Source organism: Streptomyces sp. NPDC087420 (assembly GCF_044744165.1).
Taxonomy (GTDB): Bacteria; Actinomycetota; Actinomycetes; order Streptomycetales; family Streptomycetaceae; genus Streptomyces.
On the sequence record NZ_JBIUXU010000001.1, the window covers coordinates 86896 to 108163 of the forward strand.

12 protein-coding genes are annotated in these 21268 nt (G+C 74.1%); 5 read left to right on the plus strand and 7 right to left on the minus strand.

The window, feature by feature from the left end:
- Positions 1 to 12: 12 nt before the first annotated feature.
- Positions 13 to 2607: a right-handed parallel beta-helix repeat-containing protein gene (locus ACIO1C_RS00410; RefSeq protein WP_401856794.1), complete on the minus strand. Its 2595-nt coding sequence runs from the start codon at positions 2605 to 2607 to the stop codon at positions 13 to 15.
- 10 nt (positions 2608 to 2617) lie between these two features.
- Positions 2618 to 9895: a hypothetical protein gene (locus ACIO1C_RS00415; RefSeq protein ID WP_401856796.1), complete on the minus strand. Its 7278-nt coding sequence runs from the start codon at positions 9893 to 9895 to the stop codon at positions 2618 to 2620.
- Between the two features lie 198 nt (positions 9896 to 10093).
- Between ACIO1C_RS00415 and ACIO1C_RS00420 the strand changes: the two genes are divergently transcribed.
- Together ACIO1C_RS00420 and ACIO1C_RS00425 are read left to right on the plus strand one after the other, a co-directional pair.
- Positions 10094 to 10894: a hypothetical protein gene (locus tag ACIO1C_RS00420; RefSeq protein WP_401856797.1), complete on the plus strand. Its 801-nt coding sequence runs from the start codon at positions 10094 to 10096 to the stop codon at positions 10892 to 10894.
- Between the two features lie 85 nt (positions 10895 to 10979).
- Positions 10980 to 11285, plus strand: a complete 306-nt coding sequence (locus ACIO1C_RS00425; protein ID WP_319678970.1) for a hypothetical protein — start codon at positions 10980 to 10982, stop codon at positions 11283 to 11285.
- Between the two features lie 97 nt (positions 11286 to 11382).
- On the opposite strand, the gene ACIO1C_RS00430 is transcribed toward ACIO1C_RS00425, so the two are convergent.
- The 3 genes from ACIO1C_RS00430 to ACIO1C_RS00440 are packed head-to-tail and all read right to left on the minus strand — an operon-like array spanning position 11383 to position 17970.
- Positions 11383 to 15996, minus strand: a complete 4614-nt coding sequence (locus ACIO1C_RS00430; RefSeq protein WP_401856799.1) for an FtsK/SpoIIIE domain-containing protein — start codon at positions 15994 to 15996, stop codon at positions 11383 to 11385.
- Position 15997: 1 nt separating this feature from the next.
- Positions 15998 to 17395 (minus strand): hypothetical protein, encoded by a 1398-nt coding sequence (locus ACIO1C_RS00435; RefSeq protein ID WP_401856801.1) that lies wholly within the window; start codon positions 17393 to 17395, stop codon positions 15998 to 16000.
- Positions 17392 to 17970, minus strand: coding sequence for a sigma-70 family RNA polymerase sigma factor (locus ACIO1C_RS00440; RefSeq protein WP_401856803.1), 579 nt, complete (start codon positions 17968 to 17970; stop codon positions 17392 to 17394). Before ACIO1C_RS00440 ends, ACIO1C_RS00435 begins: the two co-directional genes overlap by 4 nt.
- Positions 17971 to 18236: 266 nt before the next feature.
- Between ACIO1C_RS00440 and ACIO1C_RS00445 the strand changes: the two genes are divergently transcribed.
- The gene (locus ACIO1C_RS00445; RefSeq protein WP_401856805.1) at positions 18237 to 19319 is read left to right on the plus strand and encodes a ricin-type beta-trefoil lectin domain protein; all 1083 of its coding nucleotides are present in this window, start codon (positions 18237 to 18239) and stop codon (positions 19317 to 19319) included.
- Between the two features lie 40 nt (positions 19320 to 19359).
- Here the strand turns inward: ACIO1C_RS00445 and ACIO1C_RS00450 are convergent, their stop codons facing one another.
- Positions 19360 to 19623, minus strand: coding sequence for a hypothetical protein (locus tag ACIO1C_RS00450; protein ID WP_401856807.1), 264 nt, complete (start codon positions 19621 to 19623; stop codon positions 19360 to 19362).
- A 68-nt stretch (positions 19624 to 19691) separates the two neighbouring features.
- Between ACIO1C_RS00450 and ACIO1C_RS00455 the strand changes: the two genes are divergently transcribed.
- Both ACIO1C_RS00455 and ACIO1C_RS00460 read left to right on the plus strand, forming a co-directional pair.
- Positions 19692 to 19883 carry a LysR family transcriptional regulator gene (locus tag ACIO1C_RS00455; RefSeq protein WP_401856809.1) on the plus strand — a complete coding sequence of 64 codons (192 nt, stop codon included), beginning with the start codon at positions 19692 to 19694 and terminating at the stop codon, positions 19881 to 19883.
- 6 nt (positions 19884 to 19889) lie between these two features.
- On the plus strand, positions 19890 to 20294 hold the full coding sequence (locus ACIO1C_RS00460) for a hypothetical protein (RefSeq protein WP_401856811.1): 405 nt from the start codon (positions 19890 to 19892) through the stop codon (positions 20292 to 20294).
- Here ACIO1C_RS00460 and ACIO1C_RS00465 read toward each other — a convergent pair.
- On the minus strand, positions 20263 to 21144 hold the full coding sequence (locus tag ACIO1C_RS00465; RefSeq protein WP_401856813.1) for an alpha/beta fold hydrolase: 882 nt from the start codon (positions 21142 to 21144) through the stop codon (positions 20263 to 20265). The two genes, ACIO1C_RS00460 and ACIO1C_RS00465, sit on opposite strands and share 32 nt — an antisense overlap.
- Between the last annotated feature and the right edge of the window lie 124 nt (positions 21145 to 21268).

The following is a 21268-nucleotide window of genomic DNA, read 5'->3' on the forward strand; positions in this document are numbered from 1 at the left end:
GGTCGTCGCGTCCTACGGCAGATCCTGGATCTCCAGGCTCATCAGTTCCGCCTGGGTCGGCGCGCCGAGTTCCGCCACCCGTTGCGCCTGGCGTTCCGTCATCTCCTGGAAGGTCTGGCGCGCGGTACGGCCGTTGCCGAAGCCCTCGTCGCGGGGGAGCCGCTCGAACAGCCCCGTCAGTGCCTCCCTGGCCGTCGGTGTCAGCTCGTACCGGTGCTCCCGCGCCTGGTGTTCGAAGATCGAGACGAGTTCGGGCGCCGCGTAGTCCTCGAACACCAGCGTCCGGCCGAAGCGGGAGGACAGACCCGGATTGGAGTTGACAAAACGGGTCATCTCTTCCGGATAGCCGGCGGCGATCACCACGATGTCGTCACGGTGGTCCTCCATCAGCTTGACCAGGGTCGTCACGGCCTCCAGGCCGAAGTCGTTGCCGCCGCCGGGCGGCGCCAGCGCGTACGCCTCGTCGATGAAGAGCACCCCGCCCAGGGCCCGGGTGAACGCCGCGGTCGTCTTGGGCCCCGTATGACCGACGTACTCCCCGACCAGGGCCGTACGGTCCACCTCGACCAGGTGCCCGCGCCGCAGCAGCCCGAGCGCCTTGAGGAGCCTGCCGTACAGCCGCGCGACCGTCGTCTTGCCGGTGCCCGCGTTGCCCGCGAAGACCAGATGGCGGCTGAGCGGCGGGGCGGGCAGCCCCGCCTCCTCGCGGCGGCGGACGGTCCGCATCAGCTGGACCAGCGAGCCCACGTCGTGCTTGACGCGGTCCAGGCCCACCAGCTCCTCCAACTCGGCCAGCAGGTCGTCGAGATGCTCCTCGACGGCTTCGGAGTCCTCCGAGGAGGCGGCGGCGGAGGGCGCGGCGGACGCCCCCGGGGAGGACGGCGCGGGAAGGGCCGCCGGCGCGGTGTCCGGCCGGGGCCGTACGAGGGGTGTCCCGTCCGCCGTGCAGTCCTCCAGTACGGGCGCGGCCCCCGCGTCCTCACCCAGGGCCTCGGCGCAGTCGCGGATGCGGCACTGCCGGAAGACCGGCTCCGCCGACGCCCCGACGTGCAGGGCCGGGAAACCCGCGCCGGTCACGTCGAGCGAGGTGAAGGTGCCGCCGGAGCCCGGGGCGAGGAAGACGCCGTTCTTGGCGGGGCGGTGGATCCGTACGTCGGTGAACGACGGTTCCGCCCCGGTCCATACGACGATCCCGGACCCGGCACAGTCCTCCACCGACCCCCCGGTCACCGTCACGTCCGCCCCGGCGTCGACCACCACACCGGCCGCCCCCGCCCCGGTGATCCGGATGCCCGTGAGCGTGGCGGCGCCGCCCTCGGCGATCCGGACGCCGGTCTCGGCCGTGGCGCTCACGGCGGTGTGCTCCACGCGTGTCCCGGCGGCCGAACCCACCACGAGGCCGGAGGCCGCGCCGTCGATCCGGCAGCCCGTGATCGTCGCGGCGGCCTTGTCGAGGACCGCGACCCCGGTCATGCCGAGGCCGCCCAGCGCGCAGTCCGCCAGCTCGGCGCGGGCCGCCTCCGTGACATGGACCCCGTGTTCGGCGCCCTCGCGCACCAGGCAGTCGGTCAGCCGCCCGGTGGCCGTGCCGGACAGGTGTACGGCGCTGAACGCGCTGCGGTCGATCCGGCAGTCGGTCAGCAGCGCCTCGGCCCCGTCGGTGACCAGCAGCCCGTTGGCCCCCGCGCCGGTGACCACGCACCCGTGCGCGGTCAGCGCGGCCCGGCCCGCCACCACAAGTCCGCTGGCCGCCGGCTGCCGGATCCGGACGTCGGTGAGTTCGGCCCGCGCCGCGCCCGTGAGGTGCACACCCGCCGAGCCCGGCGCGTCGATCCGTACCTCCTCCGCCGTCGCCTCGGAACCGTCCTCCAGCAGCAGCCCCGCCCGCCCGGCCCGGTGCAGCACGGAATCGGTGAGGCGCAGCCGCGCCCGGCCGCGCAGCCGTACCCCGGACCCCGTGGTGCCGTCGAGCCGCAGCCGTACGGCGACCAGGCGCGCCGCGCCGGACAGCACCACGCCCGTGCCCTCGACCGCGTGGATCCCGGTGTCGTCCAGCTGTGCCCGTACGGCACCCGCCAGGCGCAGCCCGGCCAGCCCCGCCCCCTCCAGCCGGCAGCGCCGCAGCAGCAGCGCGGTGACGCCGGCGTTGACCTCGGAGGTCCCGTCCGTCCCTGAGTCCGTGCGCTCCGTGCTTTCCGTGCTCTCCGTCAAGTCGCCGTCGAGAGGCGGGGGTTCGTCCTCCGCCCCCCGCGCCTCGACCCGGCCGTCCAGGACCACGCAGTCCTCCAGGACCAGGCCCCCGCCCGGCGTCACGCTCACGGCGGCCTCACCCGCGGCGGCCCCGCGCACCGTCAGACCCCGTACGGCACAGTCCCGCCCCGTCACGGTCAGCGCGGGCCCGCCTCCCGGCGGCGCGGCCAGCGTTACGGAGCCGGGCGCGCCGTCCGCCGCCAGGGTGACGGACCGGTCGAGCACCACCGCCTCGGGGTACGAGCCGGGCGCGACCACCACCAGATCGCCGGGGCGCGCGGCCCGGACGGCGTCACCGATCCGGCGGAAGGCGCCCCGGCCGCCCTGGCCCTTGGGCGCCACCGTGTGACGGGTCATGTGCGGTTCCTCACGGAGTCTGGGAAGCGGGCGGCGGCACCTGGTACCACGCCGGATTGATGCTCGCCCGGTAGGGCGAGGTCAGATACAGCGACGAGATGCTCTTCTCGAAGATCTTGAAGGGCAGTTGGAGCCAGAAGTCCGCGAAACCCTGCCGGTGGAAGAGGCGGCCGCCGGTGGTGAGCAGGGCGATGTTCTTCGCGAGACCGGTGGACACCGAAGTGGTCAGGGAGGCGAGGGCGTTGATGCCGCCGTCGCCGACCGCGTCCCAGCCGGTGAGCTTCACGGTGTTGCCCTCGGCGTCGCTGATGCCCCACACCGCCGCGTTCATGGAGCCGTTGACCCAGCCGGCCAGCACACCGGTGCCCACCCCGAACCCGAAGTCGTACGCGCCGCCGCGCCAGCGGGTCGCCGTCTCGTTGCCGGCCCACTCGTTGGCCCACGTCTTGTCGTGGTTCATGGGCGCGCGCCCCCAGTGCTTGCCGCCGTCGACGTTGGCCAGGCCCGCGCGGCCCGAGCCGAGATCGCGGAAGAGCGGCAGGCTGTTCTCGTGGATCATCGTGCCGACCCCGGTCTTGATGCCGGCGGAGACGGCCGCGTTGGCGAACGCCTTGAGCGCGTCCTTCCCGGTGAAGGGCTTGTTCTGCACGGCCGCCACGATCCCGTTCACCGCCAGGTTCGCGCCGAACTCCAGCACGAACTCCTGGCCGAACTCCAACGCCGCCTTGCCCGCGACCGTTTGCCAGTACGGCTGGTAGAGCGACTCGCCGACCTGGAGCGGCGTGCCGCTCCACGGCATGCGCTGCGCCTCACGGACCCGGCGTCCCCAGCCGCGCACTTCGGTCAGCGGACCCCGGAAGTCGTACTCGTTCCCGGTGAGTTGGAGCTGACCGCCGTGCGTCTCGAAGACCAGGCCGCTGTCGGTGCGCTGGGCGAGGAGCCCGCCGTCGGCGTCGTAGCGGCGCCACTGGCCGCGCCACGCGTCGGTCTCCAGGAACGTCCCGTCGCCGAGCGCCTTGCGCTCTCGGACGACCGAGCCGTGGTCGAACTCCTTCCACACCCCGTCCGCCGCCGCCACCTGGCCGTCCGCGCGGTACTCGCGCACCCGCAGCGGGCCGTTGGTGTGGACCGGGACGGCCCGCAGCGTCGTGTCCGCCCCGCCCTGCGGGCGCAGCACGTCCTGCCAGTGCCGGGCGCCGCGCGCCCAGTCGTCCTGCCAGGCACCGCCGTGCCACCACTGGCGGACCTGCGCGCCCCCGCCGAAGTCCACGGCCTGGCCGTCGCGCCGGTACTTGGCGCTCAGCCACCGGTCGCCGTCCGCCCACGCGTCCACGTACCCGCCACCGTCGAGCATGCGGCGTTCGCGCACCAGATTCCCGGCCGCGTCGAAGTCGCGGAACGAGTCGTCCCACGCCAGCGCCGGGTCGGTGGAACCACGGAAGAACTCCCGCCGCCCGCCCACAGGACCACCGGCCCCGGCCACGTCGTCACCCGCCGCGTCCACCAGCTTCCACGTCCACGCCGACGCGTCCGGATCACCGGTGCCCCGTACGAACAGATCGCCCTGGCCCGCCACCTGGGGCGCCCGCGAAGGATGCTGAAGGCCTGTCAGGTTGCCGTGCGCGTCGCGCGTCACCCATGATCCCGTTTCCCGGGGCCGGTGGGCGGGCGGGGGATCCGCGTACTCGCGGACCATGCCGCCGGGCAGTCCCTCCCGCGCGACGGGCCACTGTCCCTGCGGCACATCGGGCACGGCGATCCGGTCCTCCCAGAGCGTCCGGCCGCCGGCCGGGCTCTCGAAGCGGTACCCGCCGCGCGGGGCGGCCCCGCCCTCGTGCCACGCCAGGGCACCCGGCGTCGGGTCGTGCGCGGGCCGGGGCGCGTGGTCGCCGACCTTGAGTGTGTCGCCGCTGTGCAGCTTGTTCGTGGAGCGTACGAAGTCCCCGCCGGCGCTGAGGTCGACGCTCCCGCCGTCCATCCCGACGTACCGCGCGCCCCCCATCGCGTCCACGCCCGGCGCCTCCTTGCTCCACAGGAACATCTGGAAGCGGTTGTCGCCGCCGAGATGGGCGTGGGTGCGCGGGGCGTGCCCGACATCGGCCATGAAGCGGTCGCGGAACCACGCCGGCGGGCGCTGCTCGCCCAGCCGCTCGGTGCGCAGATGGGTGCCGGGCCCCATCGCCTCGTACTTTCCGCTCTCCTTGCCGTGGGGGGACTGGCGCTCCCAGAGGTCGGTGCGGTTCCAGACACCGTCCTGCGAGGCCAGCCGGTTCTCCTGGAAGTGCCGTGCGTCCTGCGGGAGATGACCGCTGCCCCACTGCCGCTGCACCACGCCGCCCGTGGCGTCACGGTCCGTCCAGCCGCCGCCGAGGTCGTGGGTGCGGGGGCCTTCGGCCAGATGGCCGCCTCCGCCGTCGTAGCGGTGCCAGGTCCAGGCCCCCGCGTCGTCCCGGACGGCCAGGACGTGGCCGGCGCCGTTGTCGTACGCCTGGAGGCCGTCGCGGTACTCCCGCACCGCGCCCGTCCCGGGCCGCCCGCCGCCGAGGCGGGTGTGCGGGAGGTCCCGCCAGCCCGTACCTGCCGTGTCGTAGTGCCGGGTGCCCCAGTCGCGCAGGGCCCCGTCCTCGCCCCAACGCACCCAGACCGTACGGCGGTTGAAGTGGCCGAAGCCGACGGTGTCCGTACGGCGGAAGGCGTCCAGCACGCCACCGCCCGGCAGGACGCGCCGCTGGAAGACCTCGACGCCCTTGCCGGTGGAGCTGTCCAGCCGCAGCCAACTGCCGTCAGGGCCGTACGACGTGACCTTGCCCTGGTGGAAGGTGCCGTCCACGGCCCGCTCGGCGCCGCCCCCGGCTCCCGCGCGGGTACGGTGCCAGGTGGCCCGGCCGCCGCCCTGCGGGAAGTCCACGACGTACTGGAAGTCGGTCCTGCGTCCGTCCTGGACGACGTTCACGCCCTGGCGCAGGGGACTGCCGTCCGCCCGCACCTCCATGAACTCGCCCTGGCGGAAGCTGCGATGACCCGCCCACTCGGTCCGGGTGCCCGCGCCGCCCGGCAGCGGGGTGACCTCCCGGAGCAGCGCCCCGGACGCCGGGTCGAACACCTGGTGGCCACCGCCGGGCAGCCCGACCTGGATCTGCCCGCCGGGTCCGCGCTCGGCGGCGCGGCCCGCCGTGGGGGCGAACGGGTCGTCGACCCAGCGCAGGGTGCCGTCCGTCCGCAGGTCCAGATGGCCGGCCCCGAGGCCGTCGCGGCCGGTGAGGGGCATACCGCGCCCGGTGTGCGCGCCGTCGGGCCCGTACAGCTGATGGCCGGGGCCTTGGCCGTCCGCGACGCGGAAGCCGCCGCTGTCGGGATCGGCGGCGACCCGGCCGGGCAGGCGCCCGCCGTCGAGGTCCGTCAGCCGGTACCCGCCGTCGCCGTTCGCGACCGCGTGGACGGGAGCCCCGTCGGCGCGCGCGAGTGCGGTGCCGCGCTCGACCTCGATGCCCTGGGGCGTGAAGCGTGCGGACGCGCCGGTCGCGGGGTCGGTGACCCGCAGGCCGCCTCCGTCGAGGGCGTGCACCTGCCGTCCGGGCAGCGGAGTGCCGTCCAGGTCGGTGATGGTACGTCCCCCGGCGCCCGCTGTGACGATCTCGTCGCCCGGCGCGAAGTGGCCGCCCGGCCCGCGCAGCCGTACGCCGTCGGCCAGATGGGCGCCGCGCGCGTCGAAGGCGGCCGTGGCGCCGGTCGCCGGGTCACTGACCCGGAACCCGCCGCCGCCCGGGACGTCGAGGTGGCGTCCGCCACCCTGGTGCAGGGCGTACGTGCCGGCGGGGCCCACGTCGACGGCCGCGCGGTGGAAGGGGCGTCCGTCGGGGCCGTACAACGGCAGTCGTTCCTGGAGCAGTTGACCGCCGGTCGCGTCGAAGTCGCGGTATCCGCCGTCGGGTCCGGCGACCCGGACCCGGCCGTCCCGCAGCTCGACGGCCGCCCCGCCCGGGCCTTCCAGCCGGGGGCCGCCGCCCGCCGGGTCGAGGTGGAGGACCTGACCGGTGGGCTGTCCGTCGAACCCCCGGAGGGGGACGGGCGGTGCGGGTGGGTGGTGCGGGGCTGGGCCGGCGAGGAGATTCGCGATCCCGTGCGGCTGGGGCTGGGGGTGTGGGTGCGGCTGGGGGTGTGGCTGGGGCTGTGTGGTGTGGTCGAGGTGGAACATGCCGCCGTCCAGCCGGGGGTGCTCCGCCAGGCTCCGGGTGTGGATGGCGTGTATGCCCCGGTCGATGCCTGCCGGGTCCACCCCCAGGTCTGTGAGCCGCCGGTGGGTGTCGGTGTAGTGCTGCCCGGCGCTGTCCAGCCGCCCGCGCAGGGCGAGGTCGTGGACGCTCGGACCGGACGAGGTGGCCGCCGGCCCCTCCCGCAAAAGGGCCTGGTTCCGTCCCAGATCGTGCCGGGCCTGGGCGAAGTCGCGCCAGGCGTCGCGCCGTACCTCGCGCAGCGGATCGTCCGCCGCGCCGAACAGCGCGTCGACCCGGTCCGCGTCCCTGGCCCACAGCCGGGCGATCTGGTCCGGGGTGAGGCGGTGGGGTGTGCCGGTCAGGGATACGGCTGTTCCTGGCTCGTGGGGGAGTCGCGTTCCCACCGGCGCACCGGGCGCGACGGCCGGTCCCGGCCCGGCGGCCGGGGCGCCCGCGTGGGCCTTGCCCTTGCCCTTGTCGACGGCGGAGAAGCCCGCCGTACCGCCCGGGTCGCCGAGGCCGGACATCCCGGGGCCGCCGTCCGCCGGGATGCCGGTGGTGGGGCGCGGACCCTGCGACCCGTGCGGCCCGGGGGCCCCGGCCGACGCGTGGTCGGCGCCCCTGACCGGCGGCCGGCCGTCGAGACCGGCGCCGGCCGTGTCGAAGGCGGGACCGTGCGGGACGGCTCCCGGTCCGGACCCGGGTGGAACCACCCCTGCCGTGACGGGGCCCGCACCTGGGCCGGTGGTGGCCGGGCCAGTGGGGGCAGCGGTCGTGCTGACCGGCCCCGGAGCGGCCGGGCCCGTGGTCACCGCTCCGGTGAGCGTCGGCCCGGTACGGGACGTCTCCGCGCCCGGCATCCGTACGAAGTCGTCCAGGTGCAGCCGTACCTGATGGGCCGTCAGGGCGCTGGTCGTACGTTCCGCGAAACCGCTTCCCGCCCCGCTCACCCCCGTCACCGTCAGGTCGGGGCCCGCCCTGCCGCCCGCCACCAGGTCGAGCGCCGACACACTCCCCGACGCGGCCGGCCGGACGTGGGGCCCGGCACCGGCCACCGTGTGCGCGCCGCCCGGTGTGCCCGCGTGCGGGGCAGGGGCGGAGGCAGGTGTCAGCAGGTCGCCCGCGACCACCGCTCCCGGCGGCGGCGCCTGGACGGCGCTCAGCGCGGTGTGGCCGAGGCCGGGCGCCGTACCGGGCACCACCGACACCAGCGCGTGCGGGGTGACCGTGACACCGGGCGGTGTGACACCGCCGGAGGCGAGCGCGGTGTGTACCGGCGCCGGGGTCGCCCCCGGCCGCGCCGACGACGTGAGCAGATCCACCGTCGCCGTGCCCGGCGGCGGCGCCTGCACCCCCGCGAGTCCCGCGTGCGCTGCGCCCGGCACCGGTGTGCCCGTGGCGAGCGCGCCGAGGCCCGCCGTCCCGGGCACCCCCGCCGAGGCGGGCAGATACAGCCCCGACTGATGGACGACCTGCGGCGCGCCGATCACGCTGACCCCCGGCCCCACGTCCACCCGCCCCGGCCCGACCGCCCAGTCCCCGGCCCGTATCGCACCCAGCTGACCGGCCGGCAGATCCACCAGCGCGTCCAGCTGCCGCGAGGCGTGGAAGCCGAGCCCGGTGCGCTCGCCCACCCCCGCGCCGAGGCTCCCCACCGGACCGAGACTCAGCTCCGGCGGGCGCAGCCCGGTGTGGAGCGCCCCGTTTGTCATCTCGAACGGCCGCAGACCCGCCCCGGGCCCGGCCCACTCCCCGAGCCGTACGTTCGCCAGGTCGAAGCGCGGCAGATCGACCAGGCCGTCCACCAGACCGTGCGCCGGCGACGTCGGGATCGGCGCGCCGCTGATGCCCCGGCCGACCGCGCCCACCGCCGCGCCGTACCGCGCCTGCCCGAGCACCCCGCGCTCGAAGAACCCGATCCGCAGCGCCTTCGCCAGCCCGAACCGCCCGATCTCCCGCGCGTCCACGGGCAGCAGCAGCCGCAGCCACTTCCCGCCGCCCAACTCGGCCCTGGCGAAGGACCAGGTCGCGCCGAGCCCGGCCCGCGCGCCCTGCCAGGCGAACGCCCCGCCCCGGCCGAGCGCCGCCGGGAGACCCCGTACGAGCGCGGGAAGGCCCTTCACGTTCTGGAAGACGATCAGTCCGCCCCGCTGCACGACGTTCGCGATCCGTGGCAGGTCGGTGATGCCCCGCATCACCCAGAGCCCGCCGGTGCGGACCCAACTCGTCGACAGCCGCACCAGATCACGCAGACCCGGGAAGATCGTGGCGAAGCGGAACCCGCCCCCGGTGAACAGGTTGCGGAGCAGGACCAGCGTTGCCTTGCCGAAGTTCGCCAGCCCCTGGGTGAACGCCTTCGTGCCCGCCTTGATGATCTGGAAGATGGGCAGGCCCTTGGTGGTGGGCGCGATGAGCCCGAGCCCGGCCAGGAACAGGTCCAGGAACGTGGCGTCACCGCGCGCGAAGTCCACCACCGTCTTGATGAACAGCGTCAGATTGACCCCCAGCGCCAGCAGCGCGATCGGGCCGCCGAAGATCAGCGCCGGGATGATCAGGATGATCGCCAGCCACTGGAAGGCCTCCCAGAAGACCTTGCACGCCGAGATCGGCAGCGAGATGTGCGAGACGGCGGAGATCCGCCCCGCCACGTTCCTGCCCTGCTCCGCCTGCGCGTCCCCGGCCTCCCGCGCGGTGGTGGCCAGTTGCTCCCGTACGGGATCGTCCTCCGCGAGCCCGCGCCCGGCCGCCAGCGCGGCGTCGGCCGTCCGCTGCTGTTCGGTGACCGTCCCGGCCCACTCACGCAACGCGCCGGCCGACGTCTCGAACGCCCAGGCCACGTCCTCGACATGGCCGCGCAGCCGGCCGTCCACCTTGCCCCGCAGCGCGTCGGCCGCCTCGCCCACGAACACGCTGTCGTTGGCGTTGCTCATCACGGCCTCGACGGCGATCCAGATGCGCCGGGCGGTACCGCCGAGTTCGGTGAACAGGTCGGCCAGTTCGGTGATCCGGTCGGGTTCCCCGGGCGTGGGGTCTCCCGACAGCCCGATCGCGTTCCAGTCCGTCGGACGTGGCATGGCGGCTTTTCCCTCCGTACCCGGAAGCACCCCGGATTCCCAACGGACCACGTGCGGGCGGCGATTCCGGTTCACGGCGACGCTCCGCGCCATGAACCGTCGCCGTGACCCCGAGCCGTGAACCGGTTCCGTCCCCCGCACGTGGTCCTGCCGAACGGGATCAGTCCCGGAGCGGCGACGGCGCCAGGGAGGCACACCTTGCCGGACAGGCTCAGGATCGATTACGACGTCCTCAACGACGCCAAGCGCGACATGGAACGACTGGCCGGGGACATCGGTCCCATCCTCGACAGCAGCCTCTTCACCGAACTGGCCACGGGCGGCGACGCGGCGGCGGTCCTCGGCAGCGTGGACGTCGCCGACGCGGTCTCCGGGCTGCGCGCCGAGGCCAAGAACACCCTGAGCAGGGCGTACGACGGTCTGAAGGAACTCGCCGGCGCCTTCGGCTCGGTGGGCGAGGCGTTCCTCTCCTTCGACTCCGAGCTGGCCCAGGGCATGGGCATCACCGGCAGCAACCTCGGCCTCGGGAACTACCTGCGGCAGAAGGAGCAGTGGGACTACCGCCAGGCCCACCTCGACCAGTGTGTGCCGGGCCCCGACGGCTCGATGCCGGACTTCTGCTCGGCGACCGACCCGGGACCCAACCCCCCGGTCGACCAGACGATCACCACGGAGCGCGGCAGCGTCCAGACGCATCTGACGCTCGACGGCGAGAACCATGTGATCAAGGAGGAGTCGACCGTCACGTACGACGGCAAGACGTACACCTCCACCACGACCTACAGCGACAACGGCAACACCTACGTCACCGACACCGCCTACCCCGACGGCAGTACGGTCCGCTCCGAGACCCATCTGAACACCGACGGCAGCGGCACGATGACGGTCACCAACAGCGACGGCGAACGCACCGACTACACCCGGGGCCCGCGACCCGCCGAGGGACAGAACCCACCGGACTGGGACCAGGTGGGCGGCGACAACTCCGACTCCGCCTGACCGCTGTCCCGCAGATCCGTCACACCCCCCAACCGAAGCGACCGAACCGACCGAACCGACCGAACCGACCGAAGCGAAGGACGACATGGCCTACAACGGGATCAACCTCCAGTACGACAAGATCGAGGACGTCGCCGGCCTGCTGCTGGCGGCCCACGAGCAGATCGTGCCGATGCTCGTCAACCTCCACAACAGGGTCAACCTGCTCGTCGACGACGGCATGGTCTTCCAGCAGTCCAGCGAGGTCATCCGCACGACGTACAACAACTTCGACACCAGCCTCACGGCGGCGGTGAAGGGCATCAACGACTTCTCCGAGATGTTCAACGGCATCATGAAGAACGCCATCGACTTCGACGAGGGCATCAAGAACAGCCTCAACCAGGGCTGATCCCGGCGGGAGTCGGCCGCAGGGCCGACGGTGAGAGGGGCGGGACCGGTGGTACGACACCGGTCCCGCCCCTCTCGTGTACGAGCGCTCACCCGGGCTACTGCGCCGGACGCAGCACCGTCAGCGGCACCTGCACCGCCATCGGCGTGCCGTCGGGGCCGGCCGTCCACGCCCGTCCCGGCCGGCCCGCCGACCGTACGACGCTGGTCGGCAGCCGGATGCCCGCCAGATCACCCTCCGCCATGCTCTTGGGCGCCAGCAACAACCCCCGCCGCGCCCGCCTCGCCGCCGTCGTCCAGCCGCTCAGCCCCGACTGGAGACCGTCGGCCGACGCCGCGAACACCAGCCCGAGCCCCTGGTCCCGGCCCGACAGCGCGATCTCCCGCAGCACCTTGTCCGCGGCCGGTGTCATCAGCAGATCGGCGTCGTCGATCACCACCACCCGGGGTCCCGGGAGCGCGTCGAGCGCGGCCCGTACCGTCTCGGCCGACGGGTCGGGCTCGCTGAGCACCCGCGCCCGCGCATGCCGCTCCAGCGCCCTGAGGGGCGATTCGCGGGGGGTCAGCACGACCACCGAGGTGTCACCGGCCAGCAGGGAAACGGCCAGCGAGGCAAGGGCGTTGCTGCGCCCCGAGCCGGCCGGGCCGAGGACCGCGAAGACCGACGAGGAGCCCGCGAGATCGACGCCCACCGTCCCCGCGTCGTCACCGCCCAGCCCCAGCAGCCCCCACAGCGGCCGGCGCGCGGACTCCGGGACCCTGCCGTACGCGTCGGCGAACTCCACCGACCGGGGCAGCGGCTCCACCCGGAACGGCCGCCGTTCCTCGGGGACTTGTCCGTCCCGCCGCGCCGCCTCGCGGCCGATCGCCCGCAGCGCCTCGACCTGCTCGGTGCCACCGCCGGGCGCGAGCAGCGCGATCTGGGTCTCGGTGCCGGTGAGGACGTGCCAGCCCCGCCCCGGCCCGATGACCGCGGGCACCCGGCCCAGCTTGAGGCCGGCCGCCTGATAGTCGCTGCGGTCGCCCTGCCTGAGCAGCAGCTTGTGGTCGTTGTGCGCGGCCAGCCGACCGCCCAGAAGGGCCCGTTCGGAGGTCGCGACCACATGGATGCCGGCCGCCGCCCCCTCCCGGATCAGCCGGGTCACGTCCTGCACCAGCTGACCGTGGTCGTGCTCGTCCAGAACCGCCGACAGGGCGTCCCAGCCGTCGATCAACAGCATGATGTGCGGGGGCCGTTGGGCCTTGGGAAGCACCCGGCGCAGCTCGGTGATGCCGGTCGCGCTGTGTTCCCCGGCCAGGTCCTGGCGCTGCGTCAGTTCCCGGTTGAGGCGGCGCAGCAGGCGGCCGAGACGTTCCACGTCGTGCCGGGAGACCACCGCGCCGCAGTGCGGCAGGGCGGTGAGCGCGGCCAGGCCGCCGCCCCCCGCGTCGATCCCGTAGAGGTGCACGTCGGCGCAGCTCGCCGTCCTGGCGGCGGATCCGGCCAGAGTGCGCAGGAGTTGGGTACGGCCCGACCGGGGCGCGCCGATCACGTACAGATGCCCGAAGGACGAGAGGTCCGCGACCGCGAGCCTGCGCTGCTGCAACTCCGGTACGTCCTCCAGGGCGTACGGGATGAGGAGCTGACGGTTCGCGCCGTGCGCCGACGGCGGCTCCAGATCGTCGAGCAGCACCCGCTCGCCGAGCGCGGGCAGCCACGGACTGGCCTGCGGTACGAAGTCGTCCAGCCCGGCGGCGGCTTCGCGGATCGTGGCGACGAGCGTCTGGAGGTCGGTGCGGGCGGGCCCTTGCGGCGCTCCGAGGGTCACGACGGTCTCCGGCGGGAGCACCGCCCCACGCCCGAGGGTCTCCCAGGCGAGCGGCACGGCGGCGACCCCGCCTCCCGGAGCGGCTTCCGGCGCCCCCTCCCGTACCTCCTCCAACTCCTCCTCGACCTTTGGCCGTTCGGCACCCACCCACGCCGTCTGGAAAGGCTCGGCGGAGCGCGGACCGCGCTTCACCACGGCCCGCCCCGGGGTGCGCGGCGAGATGTCCACGGCCTCCTTCGTGTCCACGACGTCGTGGCTCTCGGTCTGGTCGGTGACCCGCAGGGCGATCCGCAGATTGGTGTTGGCGCGGATGTCCCCCGTCACCACACCGGCCGGACGCTGGGTGGCCAGGATCAGATGGATGCCGAGCGAACGCCCGCGCTGCGCCAGGCTGATGAGCCCGGGGACAAAGTCCGGCACCTCCCGCACCAGCGTCGCGAACTCGTCGATCACCAGCACCAGCCGGGGCAGGGGCGCGAGCGCCGGATCGGCCGCCCGCTTCGTGCGGTACTCGACGTGGTCCTTGGCGTCCGCCGCTGCCAGCACCCGCTCACGCCGGCGCAGTTCGGCACCGAGCGAGGCCAGGGCCCGCTCGACCAGATGGGCGTCCAGGTCGGTCACCATGCCCAGCGTGTGCGGGAGTTCGGCGCACTCCTTGAAGGCGCTGCCGCCCTTGTAGTCGATCAGCACGAACGTCAGCTCGTCCGGCCGGTTCACCGCCGCCAGCGAGATCACGAACGTCTGGAGCAGCTCGGACTTGCCCGACCCGGTCGTCCCCGCCACCAGCCCGTGCGGACCGTCCTGGACCAGATCCAGCGACACTGGACCGTCGAATCCCGTACCGAGGACGAAGGACGTGGACGCGGGGCGCTCCCGCCAGTTCTCCCACAGGGCCGCCGCGCTGGGCGGTTCCTGGCCGAGCAGGTCCACGAGCCTTACCCGCTGCGGGAGTCCGGCGTCGTGCTCGGGGCTCACGTCCCGTACGGGCGCCAGCGCGCGCGCCACCTGCTCGCACCAGTCCGGCCGCACCTCGTCGGCCCGGACGGCGGGGAGGTCGGGCATCCCGGGGCGTTTGACGGTGAGCAGAGGGCCGTCGGCCAGCACCACCCCCGTGCACTCCTCAGGGAGCAGCCGCTCGCTCTCGTCCAGGCAGACGCTGAAGATACGGACCCCCGGCCCGTCGGTGAGGATCTGGACCATCCCCGGCACGTCCCGCAGCCGCCGCGCGCCGTCGGCGATCACCAGCAGATCGGGCCCCGGGACCTCGGCGCGGCCGCCGTCCCCCCTCGCCCGGCGGCGCGACTGCACCTGGGAGACCAGCTCGGAGATCCGGGCGGAGGTCGACGCCTCGTCGTTGCCGATGAGGATGGAGGCCGGTCCCGTGAGGACGGTGGCCGGTCCGGTGGGGACGGTGGCCGCCGCCCCCTCGTACGACATCGGCCGCAGATGCGGCAGCCAGCGCACCCAGTCCCAGCCGCCGGCCCGGTCCGCCTCCGTGAGGAGGACGATCCGCAGGTCGCGCGGGCTGTGCAGGACGGCGGACTGGATCACCAGCCAGCGCGCCAGGGACCCCACGGCCGGGGCGGCGCCCGCCACCCCGACCACACCGTGGGCGGGCAGGTCCACACCGACGGGCACGTCGGGAATGTTCCACCGCACCGTACGGTGGTTCTCCTCCCTGGCCGGATCCTCCAGCTCCTTCAGCGACGGCTGGTCGGCCGTGCCCAGACGCAGGACGAGGTGGTCGGGATCGTGCCGCCGCCGCTCCCACAGCCGGCCCCCGGGACCCGTGGCGGTCAGCGCCGCGGCGGCCGGGTCGGGGCCGGTGACGTCCCTGATCCGGCGCTCGCGCGCGACCGCCGTCCTGATCTCCTCCTCCAGTGCCGCGCGCCGCCGCGCGTAACGCCGCTCCGCCTCCTCGTGCAGTTTGCGGCCGGAGCGGCGGCCCGTGACCCAGTTGGACACCAGCATCAGGGGGCTGAAGAGGATGAAGACCAGGAAGTAGTACGAGTGGAACACCCACACCATGACCAGGCCGAGAGCGATCGGCAGCATCATCATCAGCGCCGGGAACGGCCGTTTGGCGGAGGGCGACGGCGGCTGCGGCATCCGTACGCGGTCACCGTCCAGGTGCGGGGCGATGCGGGGCGGACGGTTGTAGTCGAGGCCGAATCCGTCGGCGGACTCGGTGACCGCCGCGTCCGGCTCGACGAGGGAGGTCAGCCGCAGCAGGGCGGGTCCGACGGTCAGATCCTCGCCGAGGGGCCAGGGTGTGGGCCCGCCGGGTCCGGGAGCGGGCGCGCCGCCGGCCGCCGGCGCGCCCCGGCGGGGCCGTGGCCCGCGGGAGACGGCGGCGGTCACGGCGTCCTCGGCGGGCGGTTCCACGGTCCTGCCGAGCACGGTGTCGCGGGGAGCCGTGTCGGTGCGATGCCAGTAGGCGGAGCCGTCCGCGCGCACGGTCACCCAGAGGCCGTGCGTGGGGACACCGGGCGTGGCGGCGGGGGCGTCGGGGCCGCCGGCCGGGGCGTCGCCGAGCGGTCCGACCGCGCACAGGACGTCGGTGCCGATCTCGTGACTGCCCTGGCCCAGCCGCCAGGTGCGGCCCGCTCCCGGTCCCGACACCGCGTGCAGCTCCACGAGCGCGGGCCGCGCGTCGATGGCCGGCAGCCGTACGAGATCGGGCCCTTCGGCCGGGCCGCCGAGGCCCAGGAGCGTACCGTCGCGCAGTCCGGCCCTGGCCGCCGCGAGGGACGGGTCGAGCCGGTCGGCACCGGAGTAGAGCGGCCGGGGCGGCTCGGACACCGCGGCGGCGACCTCGCCGACCGTGGCGTGCGGGGACAGCCGCAGCAGATGGTCGCGCCGGACACCGTCCGCGCTGTCGACGGTGGTGAGAGTGAGATGCACGTCAGCTCTTTCCACGGGCCGCGGGCACCGCGCCCGCGGCGGGCGCCCCTGCGGCGGAGACGCCGGCGGTGCCGGACTCGGAGGGCTCGGCGAGATCGTCGTCGCCGGGCCGGGGGAGGGGTGTGGGTGGCTCGGTTTGCTGTACGGGGGGCGGTGTACGCGCGCCGGTGTGTTCCGGGCCCTGCGGTACGGCGCTGGCCCCGACGGTCGCCTCGGGTTCGGTGAACTCGTCGGGAGCGGTCGCGGGGGCCACGGGGCGCGCGGCGCTCGATCCGGCGAGGGCGCGCGTGGCTCCCGAACCGGCCACGGGGCGTGCGGAGTTCACCGTTGCCACACCACCGCCCGCGCCCGTCCGTTCACGGTCGCTCTCCGGGCCGGGAGCACCGGCGCCGAGCCCGGCCGTGTCGTCGTATGGAGGCAGGACCGGGAGGGCCCGTACCACCGCCCGCGTCAGCGGCAGCGCGTCGACCCGCAGCGACGGCGCGGCGCCGTGCACCTCCAACAGGCCGTCCTGGGAGGCTTCGAGCAACAGCGCGCGCCCCCGGCCCACCCCCAGACACAGCAGCCTGACCCCTTCGGGCACCGGCGTCCGTGGCGGCTCGGCGCACACCGCGTACGTCCCGGCGGGCGAGGCCAGCACCTCCGCGCCCGTACGGCCCGCGTACCGCGGGTGTACTCCGGACGCGACCTCCACGGACCCGGCGGGAAGCCGCGCGTCGAGCTGAGCGGCGAGCGACTGCACCACCGCGCGGGCGGTGCGGGGGACTCCCAGGACCGCGACCGTGGCGGGGCAGGCGTGCAGGTCGAGCAGTACGGCGCGTCGGCCGTCGGTCCCGACACAGCACAGCAGGGGCGGGGAGGCGGGGGACGCCGGGGACAACGCGCCCTCCGGGCCTGCCGGTTCACCCGCCGCCCCGGCGTCCGGCTCCTCCGCCGTCGCCACGTCCGACCGCGCGATCCACCACAGCCGGGGCTCCGCGTCGTCCGCGACCCAGGGCTCGGGCAGGTCGGGCACGCCGCCCGAACCCCCCGTACCACCAGCCGTGTTCGCCGCCTGCCCCGTCACCAGCACGCCGACCAGGTCGGGTCCGAGCAAAGCTCCGTACGGCGTGAATCCCGGCAGGAGCCGTGCCGCCAGCAGCACCGCCCGCTCCGCGTCGGCCCATCCGGACCGGTCGCGCAGCAGCCGGCCGAGCAGCCGCACCCGCCGCCGATAGCGCAGCTGGGCGCGTACGGGTTCGCTGAACGCCCGCCCTGTGAGCCGTACTTCACGCGTCGCCCGGCGCCACACCGCCCGCGGACCGCCCGCACGCCGTACCAGCCAGAGTGTCAGCGTGATGACCAGGACCAGGATCCCGGCGAGTCCGAGCCACTGGGCCGCCCCGCCCGAGGCGCTCACGCGGCGTTCCCGCTCAGCTCCGCGCGCAGCGCCCGGATCCCGTGATGCGTACGGGACTTGACCGTCCCTCGCGGGACGCCCAGCAGCCGGGCGACGTCCTCGCCCGGCTGTCCCAGGAGGTGGACACGGGCGACCGCCTCCCTGCGCGGCGGGTCCAGCGTGCGCATCGCCGCCACCAACAGGCAGCGTTCGCTGACCTGTTCGGCGTGGTCGGGGACGGAGGCGGGCGCGACGGCCGCGAAGTCGGCCGTGGAGAGACCGACCGGGACGGCCCGGTCCTTGCGCCTCGCGTCGATCACGAGATTGCGCGCCACCCGGAACAGCCACATCCTGATCGGCCTGTCCTGCCAGTCCAGCCGCCCGGCGAGCTGCCACGCGCGCAACAGGGTCTCCTGGACGATGTCCTCGGCGCCCTGGGTGTCGCGGCCCATCAGTCCCGCGACGTAGTGGCGCAGGCTGTCGCGTTCGGCGAGCAGCAGGGGGAGTGTGCGATCGCCCGGAGGCGGCGCGTGGGCCGCCGACGGTTCCTCGCCGGTGTGCTCGATGCCGGTGTGCCCGATGTCGATGCGTGGCATGGCCTCAGCCCCCTGATTCCCTCGGGAGTGGCGTACGGATGAGTGGCGGACGAGAGGAGGATAGGCGGTGGGCGGTTCGTCCTGTGTCGGCCTCGCACGGCTCTGAACTGGGCATCTGTGCGCCGATCATGACGAACCGACGGGTTGTGCGGGCCGTGTTAACCAAGCGTTTTCCCAATGTGCGTGGAGCGGTGTCGGTGGGGACCGAGATCCTCGGAGTGCCGCCTTCCGCTCATCCGCTTCCATCCGATCCGTACGGAGCCCACGTGCCGTCCTTCCCCCACACCACCCCTTCCGGACGGCCCGAGGAACCCACTCCCGGCCCCGGCACGAGCCAGGGCAGCGGCTCTGGTACGGGACAGGGCGGCGGTTTCGCCGAGACGTTCGCCCGCCGCCCGTCACTGCCCCGCCGGGGTCTGCTGCCGGGATCGCGGGTCTGGGCGACGACGGCCGTCGCCGCCGCCCTCACGGGTGTGGGCATCCTCACCGTGCCGCTGCTCGCGTCGATCGACCTGACCCCCGGCTCCGGGGAATCCAGCACGAGCGTGGCCGAGGCGGCGGCCGAGCGGGAGCCGGGGGTGGCCACCCCGTCCCCCTCCCCTTCCCCCGCCTCGTCGGAGGAGCGCACGGACCGGTCGCCCGCCCCACGAGGGGGCAGCGGCGGCGGGGGTGCGTACGTCCCGCCGAATCCCGGCGTGGGCGCGGGAGTTGTACCGCCCGCAGGTGGTGGGGCGCCGGCCGGCTCGGACCGGCCGAAGGACCGGCCGAAGGACGGCGGGTCGAAGTCAACGCCTCCGGCGAAAGACGGCGGCGGCGCGAACGGTACGGAGCAGGGCGGCGGGTCCACAGGCGGCTCCGGAGCCGGGAGCGGTGAGGGCGGTACGGGCGGTACCGGCCCGGGGAGCAAGGCGCCGGTGAAGCAGGCCCAGGGCTCGGGTCAGACCGCGCCGCCGGGCGTGCGGCTGGTGGGTGTGGCGTCGGGCCGCTGCATCGATGTCACCGACTCCCTGAACGGCAAGGGCAGATCGGGCACCCGCCTCCAGCTGTGGGACTGCAACTCCAGTAAGCAGGCCAATCAGTCGTGGTCGTTCCGCCCGGACGGCACCGTCCGCTCCATGGGCCTGTGCATGACCGTGGCGGGGAACTCCACGAGCAGCGGGGCCGCCATCCAGCTGGTGACCTGCAACGGCGGCCCCGGCCAGCAGTTCTACCTCGCGGGCCCGGGCGATCTCGTCAACAGCTCCGCCGACAAGTGCGTCGACGTCCTGGACAAGGGCACGGCCTCGGGCACCAAGTTGCAGCTGTGGACTTGCAAGGGCACGTCCAATCAGAAGTGGTACAAGGGCTGACCGCAGCTGCCGGCGCCTCGGCGGTGGCCCACGGCTCCCCTCACGCGCCCGGGATCGCGATCGGCGTGTCCAGCAGCACGCTGTGCTTGACGATCCTCCACTCGCCGTCGACCCGGCGCAGATCCGTGTCGTAATCCCCGGACTCGATCGGCTCGACCGTGGCCTGCGCGCCGGAGACCCCGGCCGGCCGCCGGCCGGGCGCGCGGCGGCGGTGCGTGACCGCGTACTCCACACCCGCCCCGCCGATCAGGGGCTCACCGACCGGCTCGTAGCTGTCGGGGCCGGTCCTGGTGAAGATCTGCACGACAGCTCGTCGGTGAACAAAAAACCTCCCTGAGCCTTGCGCTCGTCGCTCATGAGGGGGGTGTCCTTTTGTCGTCGCATCCGGTCGTCGTCGTATCCGGGACCTCCGAGGGGTCCCGGCACCGGGGCACTCCCGCGAGAACAAGCTCCGCGGCGGCCCGTGTCTTCGTCGCCGTGGCCGAGGAGCTGCACTTCAGCCGGGCGGCCGAGCGGTTGGGCATCGCCCAGCCGCCGCTGTCCCGGGCGGTGGCCCGGCTGTAGCGCCGCATGGGAGTACGTCTTCTGGAGCGCACCAGCCGCCGGGTGGAACTGACGGCGGCGGGCGGTGTCTTCCTCGATGAGTCTCGCCGCCTGCTCCGGGACCTGGACGCCGCGGTGCACCGTACCCAACGAGCGGCCCGCCCCGCGCGGCTGATCCTCGCGGTCCGCCCCGGCACCGGCTCCGGGCTGCTCGCCCAAGTCCTGCGCTCTCACGACGGCACCGAACCCGAACTCGTCTTCACCCACGCCGGGGGAGGGGCCCTGCGCGACGGTACGGCCGCTGTGGCCCGCCTGACGCGGGAGGTGGTCGCCGTCCCGGTGGCGGATCTGCCCATGACCACGTCGGCCCTCGGCCGGCTCCCGTTCCGGGAGCGGGGTCTCAGCGCGTGTGCGTGTCCAGGGCGTCGATGATCTCGGGCCAGAGCTCACGGGGCCGGTCGTGCCCCATGTCGGGGAGCAGTAGAAGTTTCGCTCCGGGCACCAGTTCGGCGGTGCGCCGGCCGCCGCTGGGGTCGATCAGTGTGTCGTCCAGACCGTGAATCACCAGGGTCGGTACGCGCAGTTCGCGAAGCGCGTCGGCGCGCGAGCCGCCGAGGATCATCGCTCCGAGCTGCCGTCCGGCTCCGGCGGGGTAGTAAGCGCGGTCGTAACTCCGGGCGGCCAGCTCGCGAAGGGGCGCGGCCTTGCCGTAACGTTTCGAGGCCCACAGCAGCTCCGCCTCCGCCGCCGCGACGTATCCCTCGCGATCGGCCGGCTTCGGGCCGGAGACCACTGCCTGGGCCTCGGCGCTCGGGCGGCCGTACTCGGGCTCGCCGGTCGAGGACATCATCGACGTCAGGGTCCGTACGCGCTCCGGCCGGCTGATGGCCATCGTCTGCGCGATCATGCCGCCCATCGAGGACCCGACCACGTGAGCGCGCTCGATGCCGAGCGCGGTGAGCAGGCCCAGGCCGTCGTCGGCCATGTCCCGCAGCGTGTAGGGCGCCATCGCGAAAGCGGAGGAGAGGTCACCGGAGCTCACGGCGTTGATGAACCGGCCTATGTCGACGGGGTGATGGTCGAGTTTGGTGGACAGCCCGCAGTCGCGGTTGTCGTACCGGATCACGTAGCGTCCGCGTGCTGCCAGGGCACGGCAGAAGTCCTCGTGCCAGGCGATCATCTGAGCACTGAAGCCCATCACCAGCAGGACGGCCGGATCGGATGGATCACCGAAGGTCTCGTAGGCGAGGGACACTCCTGGCGAGGCTTCGATGATCGGCATCCGGGAAGTGTCTCAGCGCTCTAGGGCGTGTCCGCAAAGTGGCGTCTGGCCCGCGGCGTCTGGCACGCGCACTCGCCGCGTTGTCGGACCTACCTAGTACATCCAGTACGAGGTAGGTCCTCCG

What these genes read in the sequence shown, in the direction of transcription:
- ACIO1C_RS00410 (WP_401856794.1), bottom strand. Translation starts at nt 2,607, where the DNA reads ATGACCCGTCACACGGTGGCGCCCAAGGGCCAGGGCGGCCGGGGCGCC.
- ACIO1C_RS00415 (WP_401856796.1), bottom strand. Translation starts at nt 9,895, where the DNA reads ATGCCACGTCCGACGGACTGGAACGCGATCGGGCTGTCGGGAGACCCC.
- ACIO1C_RS00440 (WP_401856803.1), bottom strand. Translation starts at nt 17,970, where the DNA reads ATGCCACGCATCGACATCGGGCACACCGGCATCGAGCACACCGGCGAG.
- ACIO1C_RS00465 (WP_401856813.1), bottom strand. Translation starts at nt 21,144, where the DNA reads ATGCCGATCATCGAAGCCTCGCCAGGAGTGTCCCTCGCCTACGAGACC.
- ACIO1C_RS00425 (WP_319678970.1), top strand. Translation starts at nt 10,980, where the DNA reads ATGGCCTACAACGGGATCAACCTCCAGTACGACAAGATCGAGGACGTC.
- ACIO1C_RS00460 (WP_401856811.1), top strand. Translation starts at nt 19,890, where the DNA reads ATGGGAGTACGTCTTCTGGAGCGCACCAGCCGCCGGGTGGAACTGACG.